At 63.7% G+C, this 20,655-nt stretch carries 11 protein-coding genes; all 11 read left to right on the top strand.

What is annotated here, in order from left to right:
* The first annotated feature begins 4 nt into the window (after positions 1-4).
* On the top strand, positions 5-3,127 hold the full coding sequence (gene ygfK, locus AB5Y95_RS03370) for a putative selenate reductase subunit YgfK (RefSeq protein WP_368159509.1): 3,123 nt from the start codon (positions 5-7) through the stop codon (positions 3,125-3,127).
* A gap of 30 nt (positions 3,128-3,157) precedes the next feature.
* Positions 3,158-4,486 (top strand): putative aminohydrolase SsnA, encoded by a 1,329-nt coding sequence (ssnA, locus tag AB5Y95_RS03365; RefSeq protein WP_368159508.1) that lies wholly within the window; start codon positions 3,158-3,160, stop codon positions 4,484-4,486.
* Positions 4,487-4,565: 79 nt separating this feature from the next.
* Positions 4,566-5,342 carry a molybdopterin-dependent oxidoreductase FAD-binding subunit gene (gene ygfM / locus AB5Y95_RS03360; protein WP_368159507.1) on the top strand — a complete coding sequence of 259 codons (777 nt, stop codon included), beginning with the start codon at positions 4,566-4,568 and terminating at the stop codon, positions 5,340-5,342.
* On the top strand, positions 5,339-8,236 hold the full coding sequence (locus AB5Y95_RS03355; RefSeq protein ID WP_368159506.1) for a molybdopterin-dependent oxidoreductase Mo/Fe-S-binding subunit: 2,898 nt from the start codon (positions 5,339-5,341) through the stop codon (positions 8,234-8,236). Before ygfM ends, AB5Y95_RS03355 begins: the two co-directional genes overlap by 4 nt.
* A gap of 90 nt (positions 8,237-8,326) precedes the next feature.
* Positions 8,327-9,844: a nucleobase:cation symporter-2 family protein gene (locus AB5Y95_RS03350; RefSeq protein WP_368159505.1), complete on the top strand. Its 1,518-nt coding sequence runs from the start codon at positions 8,327-8,329 to the stop codon at positions 9,842-9,844.
* Between the two features lie 24 nt (positions 9,845-9,868).
* Entirely contained in the window at positions 9,869-11,185 is a 1,317-nt protein-coding gene (gene guaD / locus AB5Y95_RS03345; RefSeq protein ID WP_368159504.1) for a guanine deaminase, read from the top strand.
* Between the two features lie 285 nt (positions 11,186-11,470).
* The gene (locus AB5Y95_RS03340; RefSeq protein WP_368159558.1) at positions 11,471-12,847 is read left to right on the top strand and encodes an NCS2 family permease; all 1,377 of its coding nucleotides are present in this window, start codon (positions 11,471-11,473) and stop codon (positions 12,845-12,847) included.
* 330 nt (positions 12,848-13,177) lie between these two features.
* A complete protein-coding gene (xdhA, locus tag AB5Y95_RS03335; RefSeq protein ID WP_368159503.1) occupies positions 13,178-15,496 on the top strand; it encodes a xanthine dehydrogenase molybdenum-binding subunit XdhA in 2,319 nt (772 codons plus the stop codon).
* Positions 15,489-16,367 carry a xanthine dehydrogenase FAD-binding subunit XdhB gene (gene xdhB, locus AB5Y95_RS03330; protein ID WP_368159502.1) on the top strand — a complete coding sequence of 293 codons (879 nt, stop codon included), beginning with the start codon at positions 15,489-15,491 and terminating at the stop codon, positions 16,365-16,367. Before xdhA ends, xdhB begins: the two co-directional genes overlap by 8 nt.
* Positions 16,364-16,849 (top strand): xanthine dehydrogenase iron sulfur-binding subunit XdhC, encoded by a 486-nt coding sequence (gene xdhC, locus AB5Y95_RS03325; RefSeq protein ID WP_368159501.1) that lies wholly within the window; start codon positions 16,364-16,366, stop codon positions 16,847-16,849. Before xdhB ends, xdhC begins: the two co-directional genes overlap by 4 nt.
* Positions 16,850-17,376: 527 nt before the next feature.
* The gene (locus AB5Y95_RS03320) at positions 17,377-20,595 is read left to right on the top strand and encodes an ExeM/NucH family extracellular endonuclease (RefSeq protein ID WP_368159500.1); all 3,219 of its coding nucleotides are present in this window, start codon (positions 17,377-17,379) and stop codon (positions 20,593-20,595) included.
* Positions 20,596-20,655: the final 60 nt, after the last annotated feature.

Here is a 20,655-nt window from a genome sequence, read left to right as displayed (position 1 = left end):
CAACATGGGCGATATTATGCGACCCGTTCCCTTCAAGAACCTTCTGGTCCGTATCTTCTCGGAATATAAAGCGAGTCAATCCATCTTCGGCATTCCCGCCGCGCAATTCTATCGCAAGCAGGACGAGCGCAAGATCAAGGTGTTCGGTGAAACCTGCGAGACTCCCATAGGCCCGGCAGCCGGCCCCCATACCCAGCTGGCCCAGAACATCGTCACCTCCTGGTTGACCGGCGGGCGCTTTATCGAGCTCAAGACGGTGCAGATCCTGGACCGTCTCGAACTGGAAAAGCCCTGCATCGATGCCGAAGACGAGTGTTTCAACACCGAGTGGTCCACCGAGTTCACCCTGCCCAAGGCGTTTGACGAGTACCTTAAGGCCTGGTTTGCCCTCTACCTGCTGGAGGAGGTGTTCGACCCGCGCCTCGACGGGGAGGCCAAGTCCTTCATCTTCAACATGAGCGTGGGTTACAACCTAGACGGCATCAAACAGCCACCGATGCAGCAGTTCATCCACAGCCTGATGGATGCCGGCAGCAATCCGAAATTTGCCGAGTACCAGCAGGTGGTGCGAGACCTCGTGGCCGACGAGCAGTTTATCGCCGAGCTGGGGCTGGCGGCGCGCCGCGCTCGCCTGCAACAGCTGGTGGAGCGCATTCCGGCCAATCTGGTGCACGGCGTCACCCTCTCTACCATGCACGGCTGCCCGCCCAACGAAATCGAGGCCATCTGCCGCTACATGCTGGAAGAGAAGGGGCTCAACACCTTCGTCAAACTGAACCCGACCCTGCTGGGCTACCCGCGGGTGCGCGAGATCCTCGATACCTGCGGCTTTGATTACATTGGTCTGAGCGAAGCGTCGTTCGATCACGATCTCAAACTGGATCAGGCCAAGGCCATGCTGACCCGCTTGATGGCGCTGGGAGCCGAGAAGGGGCTCACCTTCGGGGTGAAGCTCACCAACACCCTCGGCACCATCAACCGCAAGGGGGCGCTGCCGGGTGATGAGATGTACATGTCCGGCCGGGCGCTGTTCCCGCTCTCCATCAACGTGGCCGCCGTGCTGTCTCGTGCCTTCGATGGCAAGCTGCCCATCTCCTACTCCGGTGGTGCCAGCAAGTTCAACATCAGCGATATCTTCGAGACCGGCATTCGTCCCATAACCATGGCCACCGACCTGCTCAAACCGGGTGGCTACCTGCGCCAGCTGGAGTGCCTCAAAGAGATCGACGCCTCCGATAGCTGGGCCATGGCTCAGGTGGATGTTGCGAAGCTGGAGGCCCTTGCCGCCAAGGCGCTCACCATGGATTACACCCAGAAGGAGTGGAAGTCCGACGATCGCATTGAGGTGGGTGGCGGCCTGCCGCTGACCGACTGCTACGTGGCGCCCTGCGTCACCGCCTGCGCCGTGCATCAGGATATCCCCGAGTACATTCGCCTGATGGGCGAGGGGGAGTATGTGGCAGCCCTTGAGCTGATTTATCAGCGCAACGCCTTGCCCGCCATCACAGGTCACATCTGCGATCACCAGTGCCAGTACAACTGCACCCGTCTCGACTACGACAGCGCGCTCAATATCCGCGAACTCAAGAAGGTCGCGCTGGAGCGCGGCTGGGAAGGGTACAAGGCGCGCTGGCACAAACCGGCAGGCAGCGGTGACAAGCACCCGGTGGCGGTCATTGGCGCCGGCCCGGCCGGTCTCTCCGCCGGTTACTTCCTGGCCCGCGCCGGTCACCCGGTCACCGTGTTCGAACGTGAAGCGGATGCCGGTGGCGTGGTCAAGCACATCATCCCCGAGTTCCGCATTCCGGCGGAACTTATTCAGCATGACATCGACTTTGTCGCCGCCCACGGGGTCAAGTTCGAGTTCGGCTGCGATCCGGCGCTCACCGTCGACAAGCTGCACGCCCAGGGCTTTAGCTATGTCTTCGTCGGCATCGGCGCCGACAAGAATGGCGGCATGCGCCTTGAGGGGGGGCACGAACGGATTTACAAATCCTTCCATTTCCTGCGCAGTTTCAATCAGGGCAAACCGCTGCCGCTCGGCCGCCATGTGGCGGTGATCGGGGCCGGCAACACCGCCATGGACTGCGCCCGCGCTGCCCTCAAGGTGCCCGGTGTCAGCGATGTGACCGTTATCTACCGCCGCAGCGAAAAGGAGATGCCCGCCTATCGCGAGGAGTATCTGGAAGCGGTGGAGGATGGGGTGCGTTTCTGCTTCCTCACCAATCCGGAGCGCTTTGACAAAGATGGCAAGCTTGTCGTGCGGATGATGGCGCTGGGGGAACCTGATGAGCAGGGTCGCCGCCGTCCGGTGCCCACCGAGCAGACCGAGGTGATGCAGATGGATGCGCTGATCACCGCCATCGGCGAGCAGCCTGATTGCGAAGTATTGAAAGCCATGGGCATTCCCCTTGGCAGCGATGGCTGGCCCGAGGTGGATAGCCAGACTGGCGAAACCAGCCGTCGCAACGTTTTCCTCATCGGTGACGTGCAGAGCGGCCCGTCCTCCATCGTCGGTGCCATCGGCGGTGCCCGCCGCGCCGCGGATCTGGTGCTCTCTCGCGAGCATATCGCCCGCCAGCAGCGTGACGTGGCCACCCAGCCGTCGGGCAAGGACGAGATCTACCGCCGCAAGGGGAGCATCGCCGTCACCATGGTCGACAAGAACGAGCGCGATGCCTTCGTGGCGCAAGAGGCGCACCGTTGCCTCGAGTGCAACTACCTCTGCAGCAAGTGCGTGGACGTCTGCCCCAACCGGGCCAACGTCGCCATCGCGGTGCCGGGCTTCAAGGACCAGTTCCAGACCCTGCATCTGGATGCCTACTGCAACGAGTGCGGCAACTGTGCCCAGTTCTGCCCCTGGCAGGGCAAACCCTATCAGGACAAGGTGACCATCTTCAGCCTGCCCGAGGACTTCGACAACAGCCGCAACCCCGGTTTCTATCTGGCCGAGGGCCATGACGGGGGCGGTGAGCTGCGGGTGCGTCAGGGCGGCGAGACCTATCGCCTGACCATAGACGCCCAGAGCCAGATTTTGGATGCGCCAGCGGCCCTTGGCGACATGTGCCGGATCATCAGCCATGTCCACGCCCATCACCACTACCTGCTGGGGGCCGTCGAGGCCTGAGCGAACCACGAATAAGCGAAGGAGCCAACCATGTTTATTCTGAAGAACGTCACCGCCGTCCAGCTGGAGCCGCCCCTGGTGCTGGAAGGGGTGGATATCGCCATCGAAGGATCGCTCATCAAAGCGGTGGGGCCCAATCTGCGGGCCCTCTACCCGCAGGCCAATTATCGGGAGATGGGTGGCAAGCTGGTGATGCCGGGCATCGTCTGTGCCCACAACCACTTCTACTCCGGCCTGTCGCGGGGGATCATGGCCAACATCGCCCCCTGCCCGGACTTTATCTCCACCCTGAAAAACCTCTGGTGGCGGCTCGATCGGGCACTCGATGAGGAGTCCCTCTACTACAGCGGCCTCATCTGCTCGCTGGAAGCGATCAAGAGCGGCTGCAGCGCGGTAATCGACCACCACGCCTCGCCCAACTTCATCAAGGGCTCCCTCAATGTGCTGCGCAAAGGGTTTATGGAGGCGGGGCTGCGCGGCATGACCTGCTTCGAGACCACGGATCGCAACGGCGGCCTCGCCGAGCTGCAGGCCGGGGTGGAGGAGAACATATTGTTCGCCCAACAGATCGATGCGGCCAAAGCCAAGGGGAGCGAACCCTATCTGGTTGAAGCGCACATCGGCGCCCACGCTCCCTTCACGGTGCCCGACGAGGGGCTCGCCATGCTGCGCGAAGCGGTGCAGGTCACCGGTCGCGGGCTGCATATCCATGTGGCGGAAGACCGTTACGACATGGCCCACGGCCACCACCACCATGGCAAGGAGCCCATCGCCCGGCTGGACGAGTTTGGCCTTGTCGACAGCAAGACCCTGATCGCCCACGGCATTTACTTAAGCCCGGCCGACATCGAGCTGCTCAACAGCCGCGATGCCTTCCTGGTGCACAACGCCCGCTCCAACATGAACAACCACGTGGGCTACAACCTGCATCTGCCGGAGTACCGCAATCTGGCGCTTGGCACCGACGGTATCGGCTCCGACATGCTCGAAGAGCTCAAGTTTGCCTACTTCAAGCACAAGGATGCCGGCGGCGCGCTCTGGCCAGACAGCTTTGCCCGCTTCCTCTGGAACGGCAACACCTTGCTGGAGCGCAACTTCGGCGCCAAATTTGGCCGCCTGGAGCCAGGTTACAAGGCCGACCTCACCATTTGCGACTACGCCGCACCGACCCCGCTGGCGCCGCGCAACTTGGGCGGCCATCTCGCCTTCGGCATGGGCTCATCCTCGGTCAACAGCGTGATGGTGGAGGGGCGCATGGTCTATCAGGATCGCGAGTTCGCCTTTGACGTCGAGCCCCTTTATGAGCAGGCCAGCAAGGCGGCAAGCCGCCTGTGGCAACGGATGGATCAGCTGGCCTAAGGCCACCCTCCGACGTTTGGACTGGATTGCCCGCCCTGTGGATTTTCCCGGCGGCGGGCAGCAAGAGTAAGGACGACACATGATTGAGCAATTCTTCCGACCCGAGCAACTGGGTCAGGCTTTGGAACTCAAGGCCCGCTTTGGCAACGACGCCGTCTACATGGGGGGCGGCAGCAAGCTCAACGCAGCCCCGACCCGCACCGACAAGAAGGTCGCCATCTCGCTGGACAAGCTCGGGCTTGGCCAGATTGAGCAGCAGCACGGTCAGCTCCACATCGGCGCCACCGTCACCCTGCAAGCCCTCAAAGACGACCCCCGTACCCCGGCCGCCCTGTGCGAGGCGCTGGGGTTTGTCTACTCCCGCCATCTGCGCAATCAGGCCACCCTCGGCGGCGAAATTGCCTGCCAGCAGCAGGACTCCCCGCTACTGCCGGTACTGCTGGTGCTCGAAGCCGTGGTGGTGCTGGAGAACAACCAGCTGCAACCCATCGATGCCTACCTGGCCGGCCAGCGCAAGGAGCTGGTGCTGGGGATGGTGCTGCCGGAGCCCGAGCTGCGCTGCGCCACTCGTCGCATCAGCCGCAACGCCGACGGTCTGGCGGTGATGACTGCTGCGGTGGCCCTCGACGCCCTTGGCGAGATGCGGGTCGCCCTGGCGGGTGTCACGCCGCAACCGATGCGCCTGCGGGATGTGGAGCGTCATGAGCTGCGAGATGCGGCGCTGGAGGCGGCGGTGAGCGCGCTGATTGCACCGCGCGCGGATCTCGGTGGCAGCGTGGCCTACAAGCGCTATATCAGCGGCGTGGTGGTGGCGGATCTGTTGGTGGAGTGCCAGCAGCAGGAGGTACAGGCATGATGGAACTCAATTTCACCCTGAACGGTGCCCTGCGCACCGTCATCACCCCGGCGGGCGAGAATGCCCAGCGGGTGCTGTTCAACCAGTGCCGGATGCACTCGGTGCGCAACAGCGACGACGGCTTCGGCTTTGCCGGCTCCGACGCGATCCTCTTCAACGGCAAGGTGATCAACGCCTCCCTGCTGATCGCCGCCCAGCTGGATGGATCAGAGGTGCGCACCGCCGAGTCGCTGGGCAGCTGGAACCAGCTCAGTCTGGTGCAGCAGGCCATGGTGGACGTGGGCGTGGTGCAGTCCGGCTACAACGATCCGGCCGCGGCGCTCATCGTCACCGACCTGCTTGATCGCCACCCCAGCCCCAACCGTGATCAAATCGACGACGCGCTCTCGGGCCTGTTTCACCGCGACGGCGGCTACCAGCAGTTCTATCAGGCCATCGAGCTGGCCAGCTCGCGCCTCAAGGATCCCGATTACCTGTGCCAGATTGCCCCCGAGTTTCGTGACGACCTGCGCCACATCGGCAAGAGTTGCCCGAAAGTGGACGCCGCCAAGATGGTGCAGGCCAAACCCTGCTACGTGGAGGACAGGGTCACCGAGGATGCGCTGGTCATCAAGATGCTGCGAAGCCCCCATCCCCATGCGGTGATCACCAAACTCGATGTGAGCCGCGCCGAAGCCATGCCGGGGGTGGTGCACGTCATCACCCACCTCAACTGCCCGGATGTCTACTACACCCCGGGTGGCCAGAGCGCCCCCGAGCCGTCACCGCTGGATCGCCGCATGTTTGGCCGCAAGCTGCGTCACGTCGGTGATCGGGTGGCCGCCGTGGTGGCCGAGAGCGAAGCCATCGCATTGGAGGCGCTCAAACTCATCGAGGTCGAGTATCAGGTGCTGCCGGCAGTCATGAACATAGACGAGGCGATGGCCCCCAATGCGCCGCTGGTGCATGACGAGCCCATCGTCTACATGGCCGGGGCGCCGGCGGATCTCGAGCAGCAGAACGCCTGCTCGGTGCGCCGCGGCGACGAGCACATGATCATCAACTTCCCCATCGGTTCTCGTCCCCACGAGAACCTGGCCGCCAGCGTTCATGGCCAGATTGGCGATGTGGCCAAGGGTTTTGCCGAGGCGGACGAGATTGTCGAGCGCACCTACGAGTCGACCCAGGCCCAGCAGTGCCCGACCGAGCCGCACATCTGCTTCACCTACATGGATGGCGATCGTCTGGTTATTCACGCCTCCACCCAGGTGCCTTGGCACGTGCGCCGTCAGGTGGCGCGCATCGTCGGCATGAAGCAGCACCAGGTGCACGTGATCAAGGAGCGGGTAGGGGGCGGTTTTGGCTCCAAGCAGGACATCCTGCTGGAAGAGGTGTGCGCCTGGGCGACCTGGGTGACCGGCCGTCCGGTCACCTTCCGCTACACCCGTGAAGAGGAGTTCATCAGCAACACCTCTCGCCATGTGGCCAAGGTGAAGGTGAAAGTGGGGGCCAAGAAGGATGGCACCATCACCGCCATCGAGATGGATTTTCGCGCCAACACCGGCCCTTACGGCAACCACTCTCTGACGGTGCCGAGCAACGGCCCGGCGCTCTCCCTGCCGCTCTATCCGTGCGAGAACGTGCGCTTTACCGTCAATACCTACTACAGCAACATCTGTCCGACCGGCGCCTATCAGGGTTATGGCGCGCCCAAGGGCAACTTCGCGCTGACCATGGCGATTGCGGAACTTGCCGAGAAACTGGGCATCGATCAGCTCGAGATGGTGGAGCACAACCGGGTGCACGAGGGGGACATCCTCAAGGTGCTGGGTGCCATCGGCGAGGGCAAGATGCCTACCTCGGTGCCCCATGCGGCCAGCTGTGCCCTCGAACCTATCCTCAAACAGGGTCGCGAGCTGATTGGCTGGGACAGCCCCAAACCCGCCGACGGGGATTGGCGCATCGGCCGTGGCGTCGCCATCATCATGCAAAAATCGGGGATCCCGGATATCGATCAGGCCAACTGCATGGTCAAGCTGGAATCGGACGGCACCTTTATCGTCCACTCCGGTGGTGCCGATATCGGCACCGGCCTCGATACCGTGGTGGCCAAGCTGACCGCCGAAGTGCTGCACTGCCCACTCGGGGATGTGCACGTCATCTCCGGTGACACCGACCACGCCCTGTTCGACAAGGGGGCTTACGCCTCGTCAGGTACCTGCTTCTCCGGCAACGCGGCCAAGAAGGCGGCCGAGAACCTCAAGGAGAAGATCCTGCTGCACGGCGCCGCCATGCTGGGCGAGCCGGTAGCCGATGTTGAGCTGGCGTTCCCGGGCCTGGTGCGTGGCAAGCTGGGGGAGGTGAGCCTCGCCAAGCTGGCCCACAAGGCCGAGACAGGTACCGGCTTCGGCATCCTGGTGGGCACCGCCAGCTACATCACCTCGGAGCTTGCCTTCCCGTATGGCGCCAACTTCGCCGAGGTGGCGGTCAACGTCAGAACCGGCCAGATCCGGCTCGACAAGTTCTACGCCCTGCTCGACTGCGGCACCCCCATCAACCCCGAGCTGGCGCTCGGCCAGATCTACGGGGCGACCATGCGGGCCATCGGTCACTCCCTGACCGAGGAGATCTGCTACGACGGCAAGGGCATTCCGCTGACCCGGGATCTGAAGAGTTATGGCGCGCCCAAGATCGGCGACATTCCGCGCGATTTTCGGGCCTTCCTGGTACCGAGTGACGACAAGGTCGGCCCTTACGGCGCCAAGTCCATCTCGGAGATCGGGGTCAACGGCGCCGCACCTGCCATCGCCACCGCCATCCACGACGCCTGCGGTGTCTGGCTGCGCAAGTGGCACTTCACGCCGGAGCAGATCCTGCGTGAGCTCGGCAAGCTGGAGCAACAAGCGTCGGCATAAGAAAAGGTGAGGGGCGGGCGCAGGCTCGCCCCCAGCACCTGACAGCGGAATGAGTACTCCGCCTATATTCTGTGTGATGGGACAATCAAGATGTCTAAAACAACACGCAAGCACTCGGACCTGATTTACGCGCTCGAAGACAAACCTCCCTTTTACCAAACCCTGATGGGGGCCGTGACCCACCTGCTGGCCATCTTCGTGCCCATGGTGACGCCGGCCCTGATCGTGGGCGGGGCCCTTGGCCTCTCCACCGAGACCACCGCCTACCTGGTCTCCATGGCGATGATCGCCTCCGGCATCGGCACCTGGCTGCAGGTGAACCGTTACGGCCCCATCGGCTCGGGGCTGCTCTCCATCCAGTCGGTCAACTTCTCCTTCGTCACCGTGATGATCGCGCTTGGCAGCGCCATGAAAAAAGATGGCCTGCACGAGGAGCTGATCGTCTCGACCCTGCTCGGGGTCTCCTTCGTCGGGGCCTTCCTGGTGATGGGCTCCTCCTTCGTGCTGCCCTACCTCAAGCGGGTGATCACCCCGACCGTGAGCGGGGTGGTGGTGCTGATGATTGGCCTGAGCCTCATCAAGGTGGGGATCATCGACTTTGGCGGCGGCTTCTCCGCCATGAGCAGTGGCACCTTCGGCAAATACGAGAACATCGGCCTGGGGCTGCTGGTGCTCTGCGTCATCGTCGCCTTCAACTGCAGCAAGAGCCCCTTGCTTCGCATGAGCGGTATCGCCATCGGCCTGCTGGTGGGCTATGCGGTGGCCCTGATGCTCGGCATGGTGGACTTCTCCGCCCTTGAGAACCTGCCGCTCATCACAGTACCCATCCCGTTCAAGTACGGTTTTTCCTTCGATCTGCACGCCTTCGTGCTGGCTGGCACCATCTATCTGTTGAGCGTGCTGGAGGCGGTGGGGGACATCACCGCCACCGCCATGGTCTCCCACCGGCAGATCCAGGGGCCCGAGTTTCAAAAACGGCTCTCCGGCGGCGTGCTGGCGGACGGCCTGGTGTCGGTGATCGCCTCGGCGCTCGGCTCCCTGCCGCTCACCACCTTCGCCCAGAACAACGGCGTCATCCAGATGACCGGGGTGGCCTCGCGCCATGTGGGCAAGTTCATCGCCGTCATCCTGGTGCTGCTGGGGCTTTTCCCGGTGGTGGGGCGCTTCTTTACCACCATACCGTCACCGGTGATGGGGGGGGCCATGGTCATCATGTTCTCCATGATCGCCATCGCCGGCGGGCGCATCATCATCAGTCACGGCTTCGATCGGCGGGAGACCCTGATCGTCGCCACCTCCCTGGGTCTTGGGCTTGGTGTCTCCTATGACCCGAACGTCTTCAAGGTGCTGCCGGCAGGTATCTACATGCTGGTGGAGAACCCCATCTGCGCTGGTGGTATCACCGCCATCATCATGAATCTGGTGTTGCCGCAAAGCCGCAAACGCAAGGCGGCCGTCAGGGATGCCGAGGCGGTGGAGCTGATCCAGCTGAGCGACAAACCCGACACCCGTTTTGCCACCCGACCCGCTCCGTCGGCCACTGCCCGCCAACAGGGGCTGGCGACGGACGAGGCCCAGGTGCGCGCCCCGCAAGTGGATCGCGGCTAACGAACAACAAGAGGGAATTGAGAGATGAAAAACGACAACTCCGTCAAGGCGGTGCGCGGCAGCTTCTTCGACATCACCCGGGTGGTGAGCCAGCCCGAGGAGATAGAGCCCAATGCCCGTCTCATCGAAGATGGCCTGCTGATCATTCGCAACGGTTGCATCGACTGGTTCGGCCAGTGGGAGGAGGGCCGAGATCGCATTCCGGCCCAGGTGCGGGTGCGGGATTATCGCGGCAAGATGATAGTGCCGGGCTTTGTCGACACCCACATCCACTACCCGCAAAGCGAGATGGTGGGGGCCTATGGCGAGCAGCTGCTGGAGTGGCTCAACCGCCACACCTTCCCGGCCGAGCGGCGCTACAACGATCTCGAGTACGCCCGCGAGATGTCCACCTTCTTCATCAAGCAGCTGCTGCGAAACGGCACCACCACGGCGCTGGTGTTCGGCACCGTCCACCCCGAATCGGTGGATGCCCTGTTCGAGGCGGCCAGTCGCATCAACATGCGGATGATCGCCGGCAAGGTGATGATGGATCGCAACGCGCCCGACTATCTGCTGGATACCGCCGAGAGCAGTTATGAACAGAGCAAGGCGCTCATCGAGCGCTGGCACGGCAACGGCCGCTTGCTCTACGCCATCACGCCGCGCTTTGCCCCCACCTCGACCCCGGCGCAGCTGGCGATGGCGAGACGACTGCGCGAAGAGTTTCCCACCACCTATCTGCACACCCATCTGTGCGAGAACAAGGACGAGATCGCCTGGGTAAAATCCCTCTTCCCGGCGCACAAGGGTTATCTCGACGTCTATCACCAGCATGGGCTCACCGGCCACAACTGCGTGTTTGCCCACTGCGTCCATCTGGAAGAGCAGGAGTGGGATTGTCTGAAAGAGACCAACTCCACCATCGCGTTTTGTCCCACCTCCAATCTGTATCTCGGCAGTGGCCTGTTCAAGCTGCACAAAGCGTGGCGCAAGCAGGTGAAAGTGGGGATGGGCACCGACATCGGCGCCGGTACCACCTTCAACATGCTGCAGACCCTCAACGAAGCCTACAAGGTGATGCAGTTGCAGGGGGAGCGCCTCTCGGCCTATCAGGCCTTCTATCTCGCCACCCTGGGCGGCGCCCATTCGCTCGGGCTGGACGAGCAGATCGGCAGCTTTGCGGTGGGCAAGGAGGCGGATTTCGTGGTGCTCGACCCGGTCGCCACCCCGCTGCAGCAGCTGCGCTACGACAACTCCACCACCTTGCGCGACAAGCTGTTCGTGCTGCTGACCCTGGGGGATGACAGATCCATCTATCGCACCTATGTGGATGGTCAGCTGGTGCACGAGCGGGGCTGATCCGGTTTTCAAAGCAGCGGGGCGAGCATGCTCGCCCCGGGAACACGGCAGCAGGGGCCAGCGTGGTGCCTGCGCCGCACGACAGGCGGAGCATCTGCCCCGCCACAGCAGGTGAAATGGCCCGGTTTTTTTAGATGGCAAGTCAAACGTTTGCCTTGCCTGCCAACCCCATGATGCCGGCGACCGTGGCAGCAGAGATCCACGGCACCGACCGCCATTTCGTCACGACACATTCAGGGATGCAGGAAGGAGTCGGCCATGAGCCAGACAAACAGGATAAACGAGATGGACGGGGCAGTTGCGGACAAGGGGGCGGCGGCGGGACGACAGCCCGCCGGCGGCGCGCTCGATCGCTACTTCATGATCAGCGAGCGGGGCAGCAACGTGCGCCAGGAGGTGCTGGCGGGGCTCACCACCTTCCTCGCCATGGTCTATTCGGTGATCGTGGTGCCCAGCATGCTCGGCAAGGCGGGCTTTCCCCCCGGCGCCGTGTTCGTGGCCACCTGTCTGGTGGCGGGCTTTGGTTCGCTGCTGATGGGGCTCTGGGCCAAGCTGCCCATGGCCATCGGCTGCGCCATCTCGCTCACCGCCTTTACCGCCTTCAGCCTGGTGCTGGGGCAGCAGATCTCCATCCCGGTGGCGCTCGGCGCCGTCTTTCTGATGGGGGGTCTGTTTACCGCCATCTCAGTGACCGGGGTGCGCAGCTGGATCCTCGACAACCTGCCGATGGGGATCGCCCACGGCACCGGTATCGGCATCGGGCTCTTCCTGCTGCTGATCGCCGCCAACGGGGTGGGGCTGGTGATCAAGAACCCGCTGGAGGGGCTGCCGGTGGCGCTGGGGGCCTTTACCTCCATGCCGGTCATCATGTCCCTCATCGGGCTGGCGGTCATCGTCGGGCTGGAGAAGCTTAAAGTTCCGGGCGGGATCCTCTTGGTGATCATCGCCATCTCCATTTTCGGCCTCATCTTCGATCCGGCGGTCAAGTACCAGGGGCTGTTCGCCATGCCGAGCCTCGCCGACGAGCAGGGCAACTCCCTCATCTTCAGCCTGGACGTTGTGGGGGCGCTCTCGCCACTGGTGCTGCCAAGCGTGCTGGCGCTGGTGATGACGGCGGTGTTTGATGCCACCGGCACCATTCGCGCCGTGGCGGGGCAGGCCAACCTGCTGGACAAGGATGGCCACATCATCAACAGCGGCAAGGCGCTCAGCGCCGACTCCATCAGCAGCATCTTCTCCGGTCTGGTGGGGGCCGCGCCGGCCGCCGTCTACATCGAATCGGCGGCGGGCACGGCGGCAGGGGGCAAGACCGGCCTCACCGCCACCGTGGTGGGGGTCTTGTTCCTGCTGATGCTGTTCCTCTCGCCGCTCTCCTATCTGGTGCCGGCCTATGCCACCGCACCGGCGTTGATGTACGTGGGGCTCTTGATGCTGAGCAACGTCGCCCGGCTCGACTTCGATGACTTCGTCGGGGCCATGTCCGGCCTGCTGTGCGCCGTCTTCATCGTGCTCACCTGCAACATAGTCACCGGCATCATGCTGGGCTTCAGCGCCCTGGTGATCGGCCGCATCTGCTCGAAGGAGTGGCGCAAGCTCAACGTCGGTACCGTCATCATCGCCCTGGCGCTGGTGCTCTTCTACGCTGGCGGCTGGGCCATCTAGTCCGCATCGCGTCCTTCTCTATGGCGGGGCCAGCCTCTCTTGGCCGGCCCCGCCCTGCAAACCGAACTCATACCATTTTGATAACGGGGCTTACCAGATTGATAACGCCGCCTGGCACTGGCGCCGCCGAGTCCTCCATGGGCTGCTGCTGCGGGGCTGGCCACGGCCATGACGGAGCGCCTGATGGGCGCCGGATGGGATCTTCTTCACACTTCTTCCCTTTGCTCGCCGCCTTTGCCCCCCGGTTGGCCCGCCTTGCCGGAAACGGGCGCATATCTTGCTGTTTTTTATACCGGTTCTGATTTTTTCTGCCTGACAAAGGACTTGCATATGTCCATAGGATTACCGCTCAAGCGGGTGGATGCCGAGGCCAAGGTGACCGGTAGCGCCCGCTACACCGACGACAACATCATGCTCGGCATGCGCCACGCCAAGTACGTGCGAAGCCATATCGCCCACGGCAAGGTGCTCACCATCGACGCCAGCGAAGCGCTGGCCCTGCACGGGGTCGAAGCCGTGTTCACCCACGAGGATGTGCCCACCACCTGTTTTCGCACCGCCGGTCACGCCTGGTCCCTCGATGAGGCCAAACGGGACGTGAAAGACAGGCGACTGCTCACCGACCATGTGCGTCACTTTGGCGATGGGGTCGCCATCGTGGTGGCCCGCGATCCCCTGGTCGCCGAGAAGGCTGCCGCTTTGGTCAAGGTGACCTATGAGCCGCTGCCGGTGATGACGGATGCGGCCAGCGCCCTGGCCGAGGGGGCCTATCCCATCCACCCGACCGGCAACCTGCTGCGCCAGAGTCAGATCCGGGCGGGAGAGCCGGAGCAGGCCATCGCCGCCGCCGACTTGCAGTTCAAGGGGCACTACCAGACGCCTGTGGTGCAGCACTGCCACCTGGAGACGGTGACCTGCTACGCCTACATGGATCAGCCGGACCACATCATCGTCGTCACCAGCACCCAGATCCCCCAGATTGTGCGCAGCCGAGTGGCCAAGTCCCTCGGCCTGCCCTGGTCCAGCGTGCGGGTGATCAAGCCCTACATGGGCGGCGGTTTTGGCAACAAGCAGGATGTGCTGGAAGAGCCGATGGCTGCGTTTCTGAGTTATAAGCTCGGCGGCGTGCCGGTCAAGGTTTCCTTAAGCCGGGAGGAGTGCTTCTTCGCCTCCCGCACCCGCCACGGCTTTGCCATCGACGGCACCCTCGGTATCAACCGGGATGGCACCCTCAAGGGGTATCAGCTCGACGTGCTCTCCAACACCGGCGGCTATGCCTCTCACGGCCACTCCATCGCCAGCGCCGGCGCCAACAAGATAAGCTACCTCTATCCGCGCAGCGCCTTTGGCTATGACGCCAAAACCTTCTACAGCAATCTGCCCACCGCCGGCGCCATGCGCGGCTACGGCGCGCCCCAGGTGGTGTTTGCCCTCGAATGCATGCTGGACGATGCCTGCGCCGAGCTGGGTCTGGATCCGCTTGCGGTGAGGATCGCCAACGTGGCGCGCGAGGGGGACGTCAATCAGGTCAACCAGAAGACCATCTACAGCGCCGGCTTGCCCGAGTGTTTGCGCCGGGGTGGCGAGCAGTTCCAGTGGGAGCGCCTCAAGGCCGAGTGTCTGGCGCAGGATCCGGCGAGTCGGGTACGGCGCGGCATCGGGGTGGCGTGCTTTAGCTATGGCTCCAACACCTATCCGGTGGGGGTGGAGATCGCCGGCGCCCGCATGCTGCTCAATCAGGATGGCACCGTCAATCTGCAGATCGGCGCCACCGAGATAGGGCAGGGGTCGGACACCGTCTTTGCCCAGATGGCGGCCCAGACATTGGGCATTCCGTTTGAGCAGATCCGGGTCATCTCGACTCAGGATACCGACATCACCGCCTATGATCCGGGCTCGTTCGCATCGCGCCAGAGCTATGTGGCGGCCCCCGCCATCCATCAGGCAGCGCTCCAACTACGGGCGCGTATCCTCTCGCTGGCAGCCCAGCTCTGCCATCAGGATGTGGGATCGCTCGCTCTGATCGACGGTTACGTGGTACTGGCCGGTGCGCCGGACAAGGTGCTGTTAAGCGTCGCCGAGGTGTCGGTCAACGCCTACTACCACCTCACCATCGGCGGCCAGATCACCTCGGAAGTCTCCCACAAGACCACCACCAACCCGCCGAGCTTTGGCTGCACCTTCGTCGATCTCAGTGTCGACATCGATCTCTGCAAGGTGACCATCAACCGCATCCTCAACCTGCACGATGCGGGCAAGATCCTCAACCCGCAGCTGGCAGAGGGGCAGGTGCACGGCGGCATGGGAATGGGGATCGGCTGGTCCCTGTTCGAGGAGATGATCATCGATGCCAAGACCGGCGTGGTGCGCAACCCCAACCTGCTCGACTACAAGTTCCCTACCATGCTGGACTTGCCCGATCTCGAATGCGATTTCGTGCAGACCTACGAGCCCCAGTCGGCCTATGGCCACAAATCTTTGGGGGAGCCGCCCATCATTTCGCCGGGCCCGGCGATCCGTAACGCCATCCGCATGGCGACCGGGGTCGCCATCAACGAGCTGCCCATCACCCCCAAGACCCTGTTTCGGGAGTTTGTCGCGGCGGGTCTGATTGGCGAGGGAGCAGGGGAGGAGCAACACCATGTTTGATATTGCCCGTTACTACAAGGCCCACAGCTTGGCCGAGGCGATTGCCCTGCGCCAGGCCGACCCCGAGGCGCGCCTCTTGGCCGGTGGCACCGATGTGATGATCCAGCTTCATCACCTCAACGCCGCCTATCGTCATATCGTCGATATTCACGACTTGCCCGAACTCAAGGGGGTGAGCGAGCTGGCCGACGGCGCTATTCGCATCGGCTCTGGCACCACCTTTACCGAGCTCATCGAAAACGAACTGGTGCAGCGTCGCCTGCCGATGCTGGCGGAAGCCGCCGCCACCATCGCCGGCCCGCAGATCCGCAACGTCGCCACCTATGGCGGCAACATCTGCAATGGCGCCACCAGTGCCGACTCGGCGGCGCCCACCGTCGCGCTGGAAGCAGAGCTGGAAATAGCCGGCCCCGATGGCACGCGCCGCATCCCCATCGCCGGTTTTCACACCGGCCCGGGCAAGGTGGCGCTGCAACCGGCAGAGATCCTGGTGGCATTCCACTTTGCCCCGGACGTGTACTCCCAGGTGGGCTCCCACTACTTCAAGTACGCCATGCGGGGGGCCATGGACATCGCCACCATCGGCTGCGCCGCCTATTGCCAGATTGAGGATGGTCACTTCAAGCGCCTGCGGCTCGCTTATGGCGTGGCGGCCCCGACGCCGGTGCGCACCCCGCACGCCGAAGCGGCGGCCGAGGGGCAACCGCTGACCCGGGCGACTCTGGTCGCCATTGCCGAGGCGGTGGTGGCCGACGTGGCGCCGCGCTCCTCCTGGCGGGCGGAAAAAGAGTTTCGCCTGCATCTCATCAAAACCCTGGCGCAGCGGGTGGTCACCTGCGCCGTCGAACGTGCCGGAGGCAAGATCCTATGATGCAACCGCAAAGCTGTCCTGCCGTAGAAATCCAGTGCGAGATCAACGGCAAGCCTTACTCCTATGCTGTGCCGCCCACCATGTCGCTGCTTCACTTCCTGCGCGGGCAGGGGCTCATCAGCGTGAAAGAGGGGTGTAGCGTCGGCGAGTGCGGCGCCTGTACCGTGCGGGTGGATGGCACGGCCATCGACAGCTGCCTCTATCTAGCGGTCTGGGCCGATGGCAAATCCATTCGCACCGTGGAGGGGGAGCGTAAGGGGAATGAACTCTCCGATGTACAACAGGCCTTTATCGACGAGGGGGCGGTGCAGTGCGGCTTTTGCACCCCGGGGCTCGTGATGGCGAGCGCGGCCCTGCTCGACAAGACCGAGCGCCGTCCCTTGAGCGAGGCGGAGATCCGCCGCGGCCTGTCGGGGAATCTGTGCCGCTGCACCGGCTACCAGAACGTGGTGCGGGCGGTGAAGAAGTGCTGCAAGGGGTGATGGGGTCGCCCCTCGATTAGCCTCTCAAACCGTCGTTCGGCACTGACATGACGGCGCCTGAAATAGCCGCGAGGTTATTTTCACCCCGCTGCTCAAGCATGCATCCCGTTATTTCGGGCGGGCAATGGGGAACAGGCATCCCGCGCAGCCTGGTTGCCAGCACAAATAATGAGCAGGCGGGTCCGCGCAGCGGCCTGGAAATGGCAAGCGACTGTTTTTACGCACTATGTCAATTTGTGTCGCCATCTTGTGCGCCTCTTTTGCATATTGGCGGCAGCAAATGCCGGTGAGCGGGAAATAACGGAAAATAACGGCAAGGGGGCTGAAAAAAAGCCCCTTTTTCGTCACGTGACCGCAACATTTTTCTGTAATTGTTAGCCAGCTCGCGGCGGCCCTGCGCCGAAACGGGCAGAGTAGGCGCCGTGGTTGGCCGAGGCCGCCATGATGCTCAATCAGAATCGTAACAAGGTGCTGCGGCCCGCCTGGCGGGGCGCAAAACATAACGTCAAAAAGAAAAGGAAACTGGCATGTCAGGAAGACACTCTCTGGTAGCGCTGGCCGTCGGGCTGGCGCTGGCGGGACAGGCACAGGCACAACTGCTCATCAGCGAATACCTGGAAGGCTCGGGCAACAATAAGGCGGTGGAGCTGAGCAACCTCGGCAGCGACGCCGTCGATCTCTCCCAATACCGGTTGGCCCTCTACGCCAACGGCAAACCCATCAGCGAATCACCCACCAACAGCCTGGCGCTGCAAGGCACGCTGGCCCCGGGGGCCACCCTGGTGCTGGCCAACCCCTCCGCCAGCAGCGAGATCCTGGCCAAGGCCAACCGCACCAGCGGCAACCTGGTGTTCAACGGTGACGATGCCCTGGTGCTCTATCGCGGCAGCGAGATAATCGACAGTTTCGGCCAGGTGGGAGTGGATCCGGGCACGGCCTGGGTGTCGGGCAACGTCTCGACCCTGGACATGACCCTGCGCCGCAAGGCCACCGTCACCATCGGCCGAACTGATGCAACCGCCCCCTTCGATCCGGCGCTCGAATACGTGGCCGCCCCGAAAGATGACGCCAGTGGCCTGGGTTGCAGCGGCGATGGCCCCTGCGATGGCACCCAGCCGCCCGCCTTCGTCTGCCCGGTGGACAGCCTGGTGCCGGTGCCCGCCATTCAGGGCCCAGGCAACAGCAGCCCGCTGGTTCCGGCCGGCAAGTTTGAATCGGAGCAGGCCTACGCCACCCGCGGTGTGGTGACTCAGGTAGTGAGCGGCCTCTACAAGGGCTTCTTCATCCAGGACGTGCAGGGTGACGGGGATCCGGCGACCTCCGACGGCCTCTTCGTCTACAGCACCAAGGCCAACGCTGCCATCGTGCCGGGGGCCGAGGTGTGCGTCTCGGGCAAGGTGAAAGAGTATTTCAACCAGACCCAGCTTAACGCCGACGAGCTGGTAGTGACCCGGCCTGCTGGGGCCGTGCCGGCGGCGGTGGATCTGGTGCCGGTGGCGGGGGAGAGCCTGAGCCAGCTGCTGGAACGTCACGAGGGGATGCAGGTGCGGCTGGTGCCTGAATCCAGCCTGGTGGTGACCCGCAACTTCAGCTTCGACTACGACGGCAAGCGCAACAACCTGGTGCTGGCTTATGGCGCGCCGCTCATCCAGTCGACCCAGAAGTTTGCCGCCATGAGCGAGGAGGCGAGCGACTGGGCCCTTCGCAACCAGCAGAACCAGCTGGTGGTGGAGACCGACGCCAAGGCGCCGGACGGTGTGCTGCCCTGGTTCCCCGGCTTCAACGCCGAGGATGGTTACCTGCGCATCGGCGACAAGCTCAACGGGCTTGAGGGGGCGCTTGGCTACTCCTACAACCTGTTCCGACTGGTGGCCAGCAACCGCATTGACGCGAGCCAGATAGATCACAGCGGCTGGGATCGGGTGGAAACCCCTGAGCTTGCCGAGGCGGGGGATCTGCGGGTCGCCAGCTTCAACGTGCTCAACTTCTTCACCACGGTCGTGGGGGGCGATGCCAACCCCACCGGCAGCAACCGGGGCGCCCCGACGGTGGCGGAGTTCGAGTTGCAGCGCACCAAGATCGTCAGCGCCATCACCCGCCTCAATGCCGACGTGGTGGGGCTGATGGAGATCGAGAACAACGGCTACGGCGACAACTCCGCCATCGCCAACCTGGTGGCGGCCCTCAACGCCGCCCTGCCGGACGAGGCGGATCACTACCGCTGGATTGCCTCGCCGGATGGCAAGCCCATTGGCACCGACGCCATCACGGTGGGGCTCATCTACCGGCCCGCCAAGGTGACCCCGGAGGGGGCCGCCAGTCTCATTGCGCTGCCGGTGCAGCAGGCCGAGGCGCAGGACGCCAACGGCAAGCCGGTGACCATCAATCAGGGGATGCGCGAGTCGCTGGTACAGCGCTTCAGCTCGCCCAAGGGGGATGCGCCGCTGACCCTGGTGGTCAACCACCTCAAGTCCAAGGGCTCCGCCTGCTTCGAGGACTACCCCGACTACGCCACTGCCGATCCGCTGGATGGTCAGGGCCACTGCAATGCGCTGCGGGTCTCCGCCGCCAAGGTGCTGGGGGAACATCTCAAGGATTTGGCCGGGGATCTGTTGCTCATCGGCGACATGAACGCCTACGGCATGGAGGATCCCATCCGGGTACTGACCGACTATGATCCGGCCGCCCAGGCGCGCCAGATCATGAGCGCCTCCTTCACCACCTTGGCGGGTCAGCCCTTCGAGGAGAGCGGCAGCGCCCTTGGCAAGGGGTATGGCCTTGTCAACCTCAACACCCGCTTCCACGGCACCGACACCTACTCCTACAGCTATGAAGGGGAGCTCGGCAACCTGGATCACGCCCTGGCAAATCCGAGTCTCGCGGCCAAGGTGATCGGCATCGAGGATTGGCACATCAACTCCGCCGAGAGCAACTTCTTCGAGTACGGCAGCAAGTACAGCGGCCAGCTGGCGAAATCCGAAGGGCCCTTCAGCGCCTCGGATCACGATCCCGTGCTGGTGGCCATCCAGTATCCGCTGCCGCCTGCCGGGGTATTGAGCCTCGAGAGCGCCGCTGCCAACGTGGAGGAGGGCAACACCCTGGCCTTGAGCGTGGCGCGCCGCGACGGCAGCTATGGGGAGGCCAGCGTCAGCTATCGCATTGCCTACGGCAGCGCGGACGCAAGCGACGTGGCGCCCCTCACCGGCACCCTGCACTGGGCCGCCGGACAGAGCGACAGCCAGACCATCAGCATCCCGGTGAAGAGCGACACCCTGAACGAGGGGGACGAGACCTTTACGCTGGAGCTGTTTGATGCGAGCGGCGCGACCCTGGGCGATCAGCACCAGACCCTGGTGACCATCAAGGACAAGCTGGCGCCGTCCACCATCTCGCTGGCGCGTGCCAGCATGACGGTGAACGAGGGGCAGTGGTTTGCCGAGATCCCGCTGGTGCGCAGCGGCGATCTGAGCAAGCCGGCCCGGGCCCGGGTGGCCCTTGACGGGGTCACGGCGCGCTGGGGGTTGGATTTCCTGCCCTGGTTCAGCCAGACCGTGAGCTGGGCCGCGGGCGAGGGGGGCAGCAAGTCGGTCAAGGTGCTGATCATCGATGACTGGTTTGTCGAGCCCACCGAGCAGTTCAAGGTAAGCCTGGCCGCGCTGCAGGGTGGCCAGCCGGGCAACCTGCAGGAGACCCGGGTCGACATTCTCGACAACGACAAGTCCTGGTGGCCCTTCGGTCGCCACTGAGGATGACTTCTCAATATGAAAAGGGGCCTGCGGGCCCCTTTCTGTTGTTGGCCACCTTGC

The sequence above is a fragment of the Aeromonas sp. R5-3 genome (assembly GCF_040908225.1).
In the GTDB taxonomy this organism is placed as follows: domain Bacteria; phylum Pseudomonadota; class Gammaproteobacteria; order Enterobacterales; family Aeromonadaceae; genus Aeromonas; species Aeromonas dhakensis.
Note: the sequence above shows the minus strand (reverse complement) of the source record. Positions and strands in the feature narration are given on the sequence as shown.

Coding starts and splice junctions, on each gene's coding strand:
- ygfK (WP_368159509.1), top strand. CDS start 5: ATGGGCGATATTATGCGACCCGTTCCCTTCAAGAACCTTCTGGTCCGT.
- ssnA (WP_368159508.1), top strand. CDS start 3,158: ATGTTTATTCTGAAGAACGTCACCGCCGTCCAGCTGGAGCCGCCCCTG.
- ygfM (WP_368159507.1), top strand. CDS start 4,566: ATGATTGAGCAATTCTTCCGACCCGAGCAACTGGGTCAGGCTTTGGAA.
- AB5Y95_RS03355 (WP_368159506.1), top strand. CDS start 5,339: ATGATGGAACTCAATTTCACCCTGAACGGTGCCCTGCGCACCGTCATC.
- AB5Y95_RS03350 (WP_368159505.1), top strand. CDS start 8,327: ATGTCTAAAACAACACGCAAGCACTCGGACCTGATTTACGCGCTCGAA.
- guaD (WP_368159504.1), top strand. CDS start 9,869: ATGAAAAACGACAACTCCGTCAAGGCGGTGCGCGGCAGCTTCTTCGAC.
- AB5Y95_RS03340 (WP_368159558.1), top strand. CDS start 11,471: ATGGACGGGGCAGTTGCGGACAAGGGGGCGGCGGCGGGACGACAGCCC.
- xdhA (WP_368159503.1), top strand. CDS start 13,178: ATGTCCATAGGATTACCGCTCAAGCGGGTGGATGCCGAGGCCAAGGTG.
- xdhB (WP_368159502.1), top strand. CDS start 15,489: ATGTTTGATATTGCCCGTTACTACAAGGCCCACAGCTTGGCCGAGGCG.
- xdhC (WP_368159501.1), top strand. CDS start 16,364: ATGATGCAACCGCAAAGCTGTCCTGCCGTAGAAATCCAGTGCGAGATC.
- AB5Y95_RS03320 (WP_368159500.1), top strand. CDS start 17,377: ATGTCAGGAAGACACTCTCTGGTAGCGCTGGCCGTCGGGCTGGCGCTG.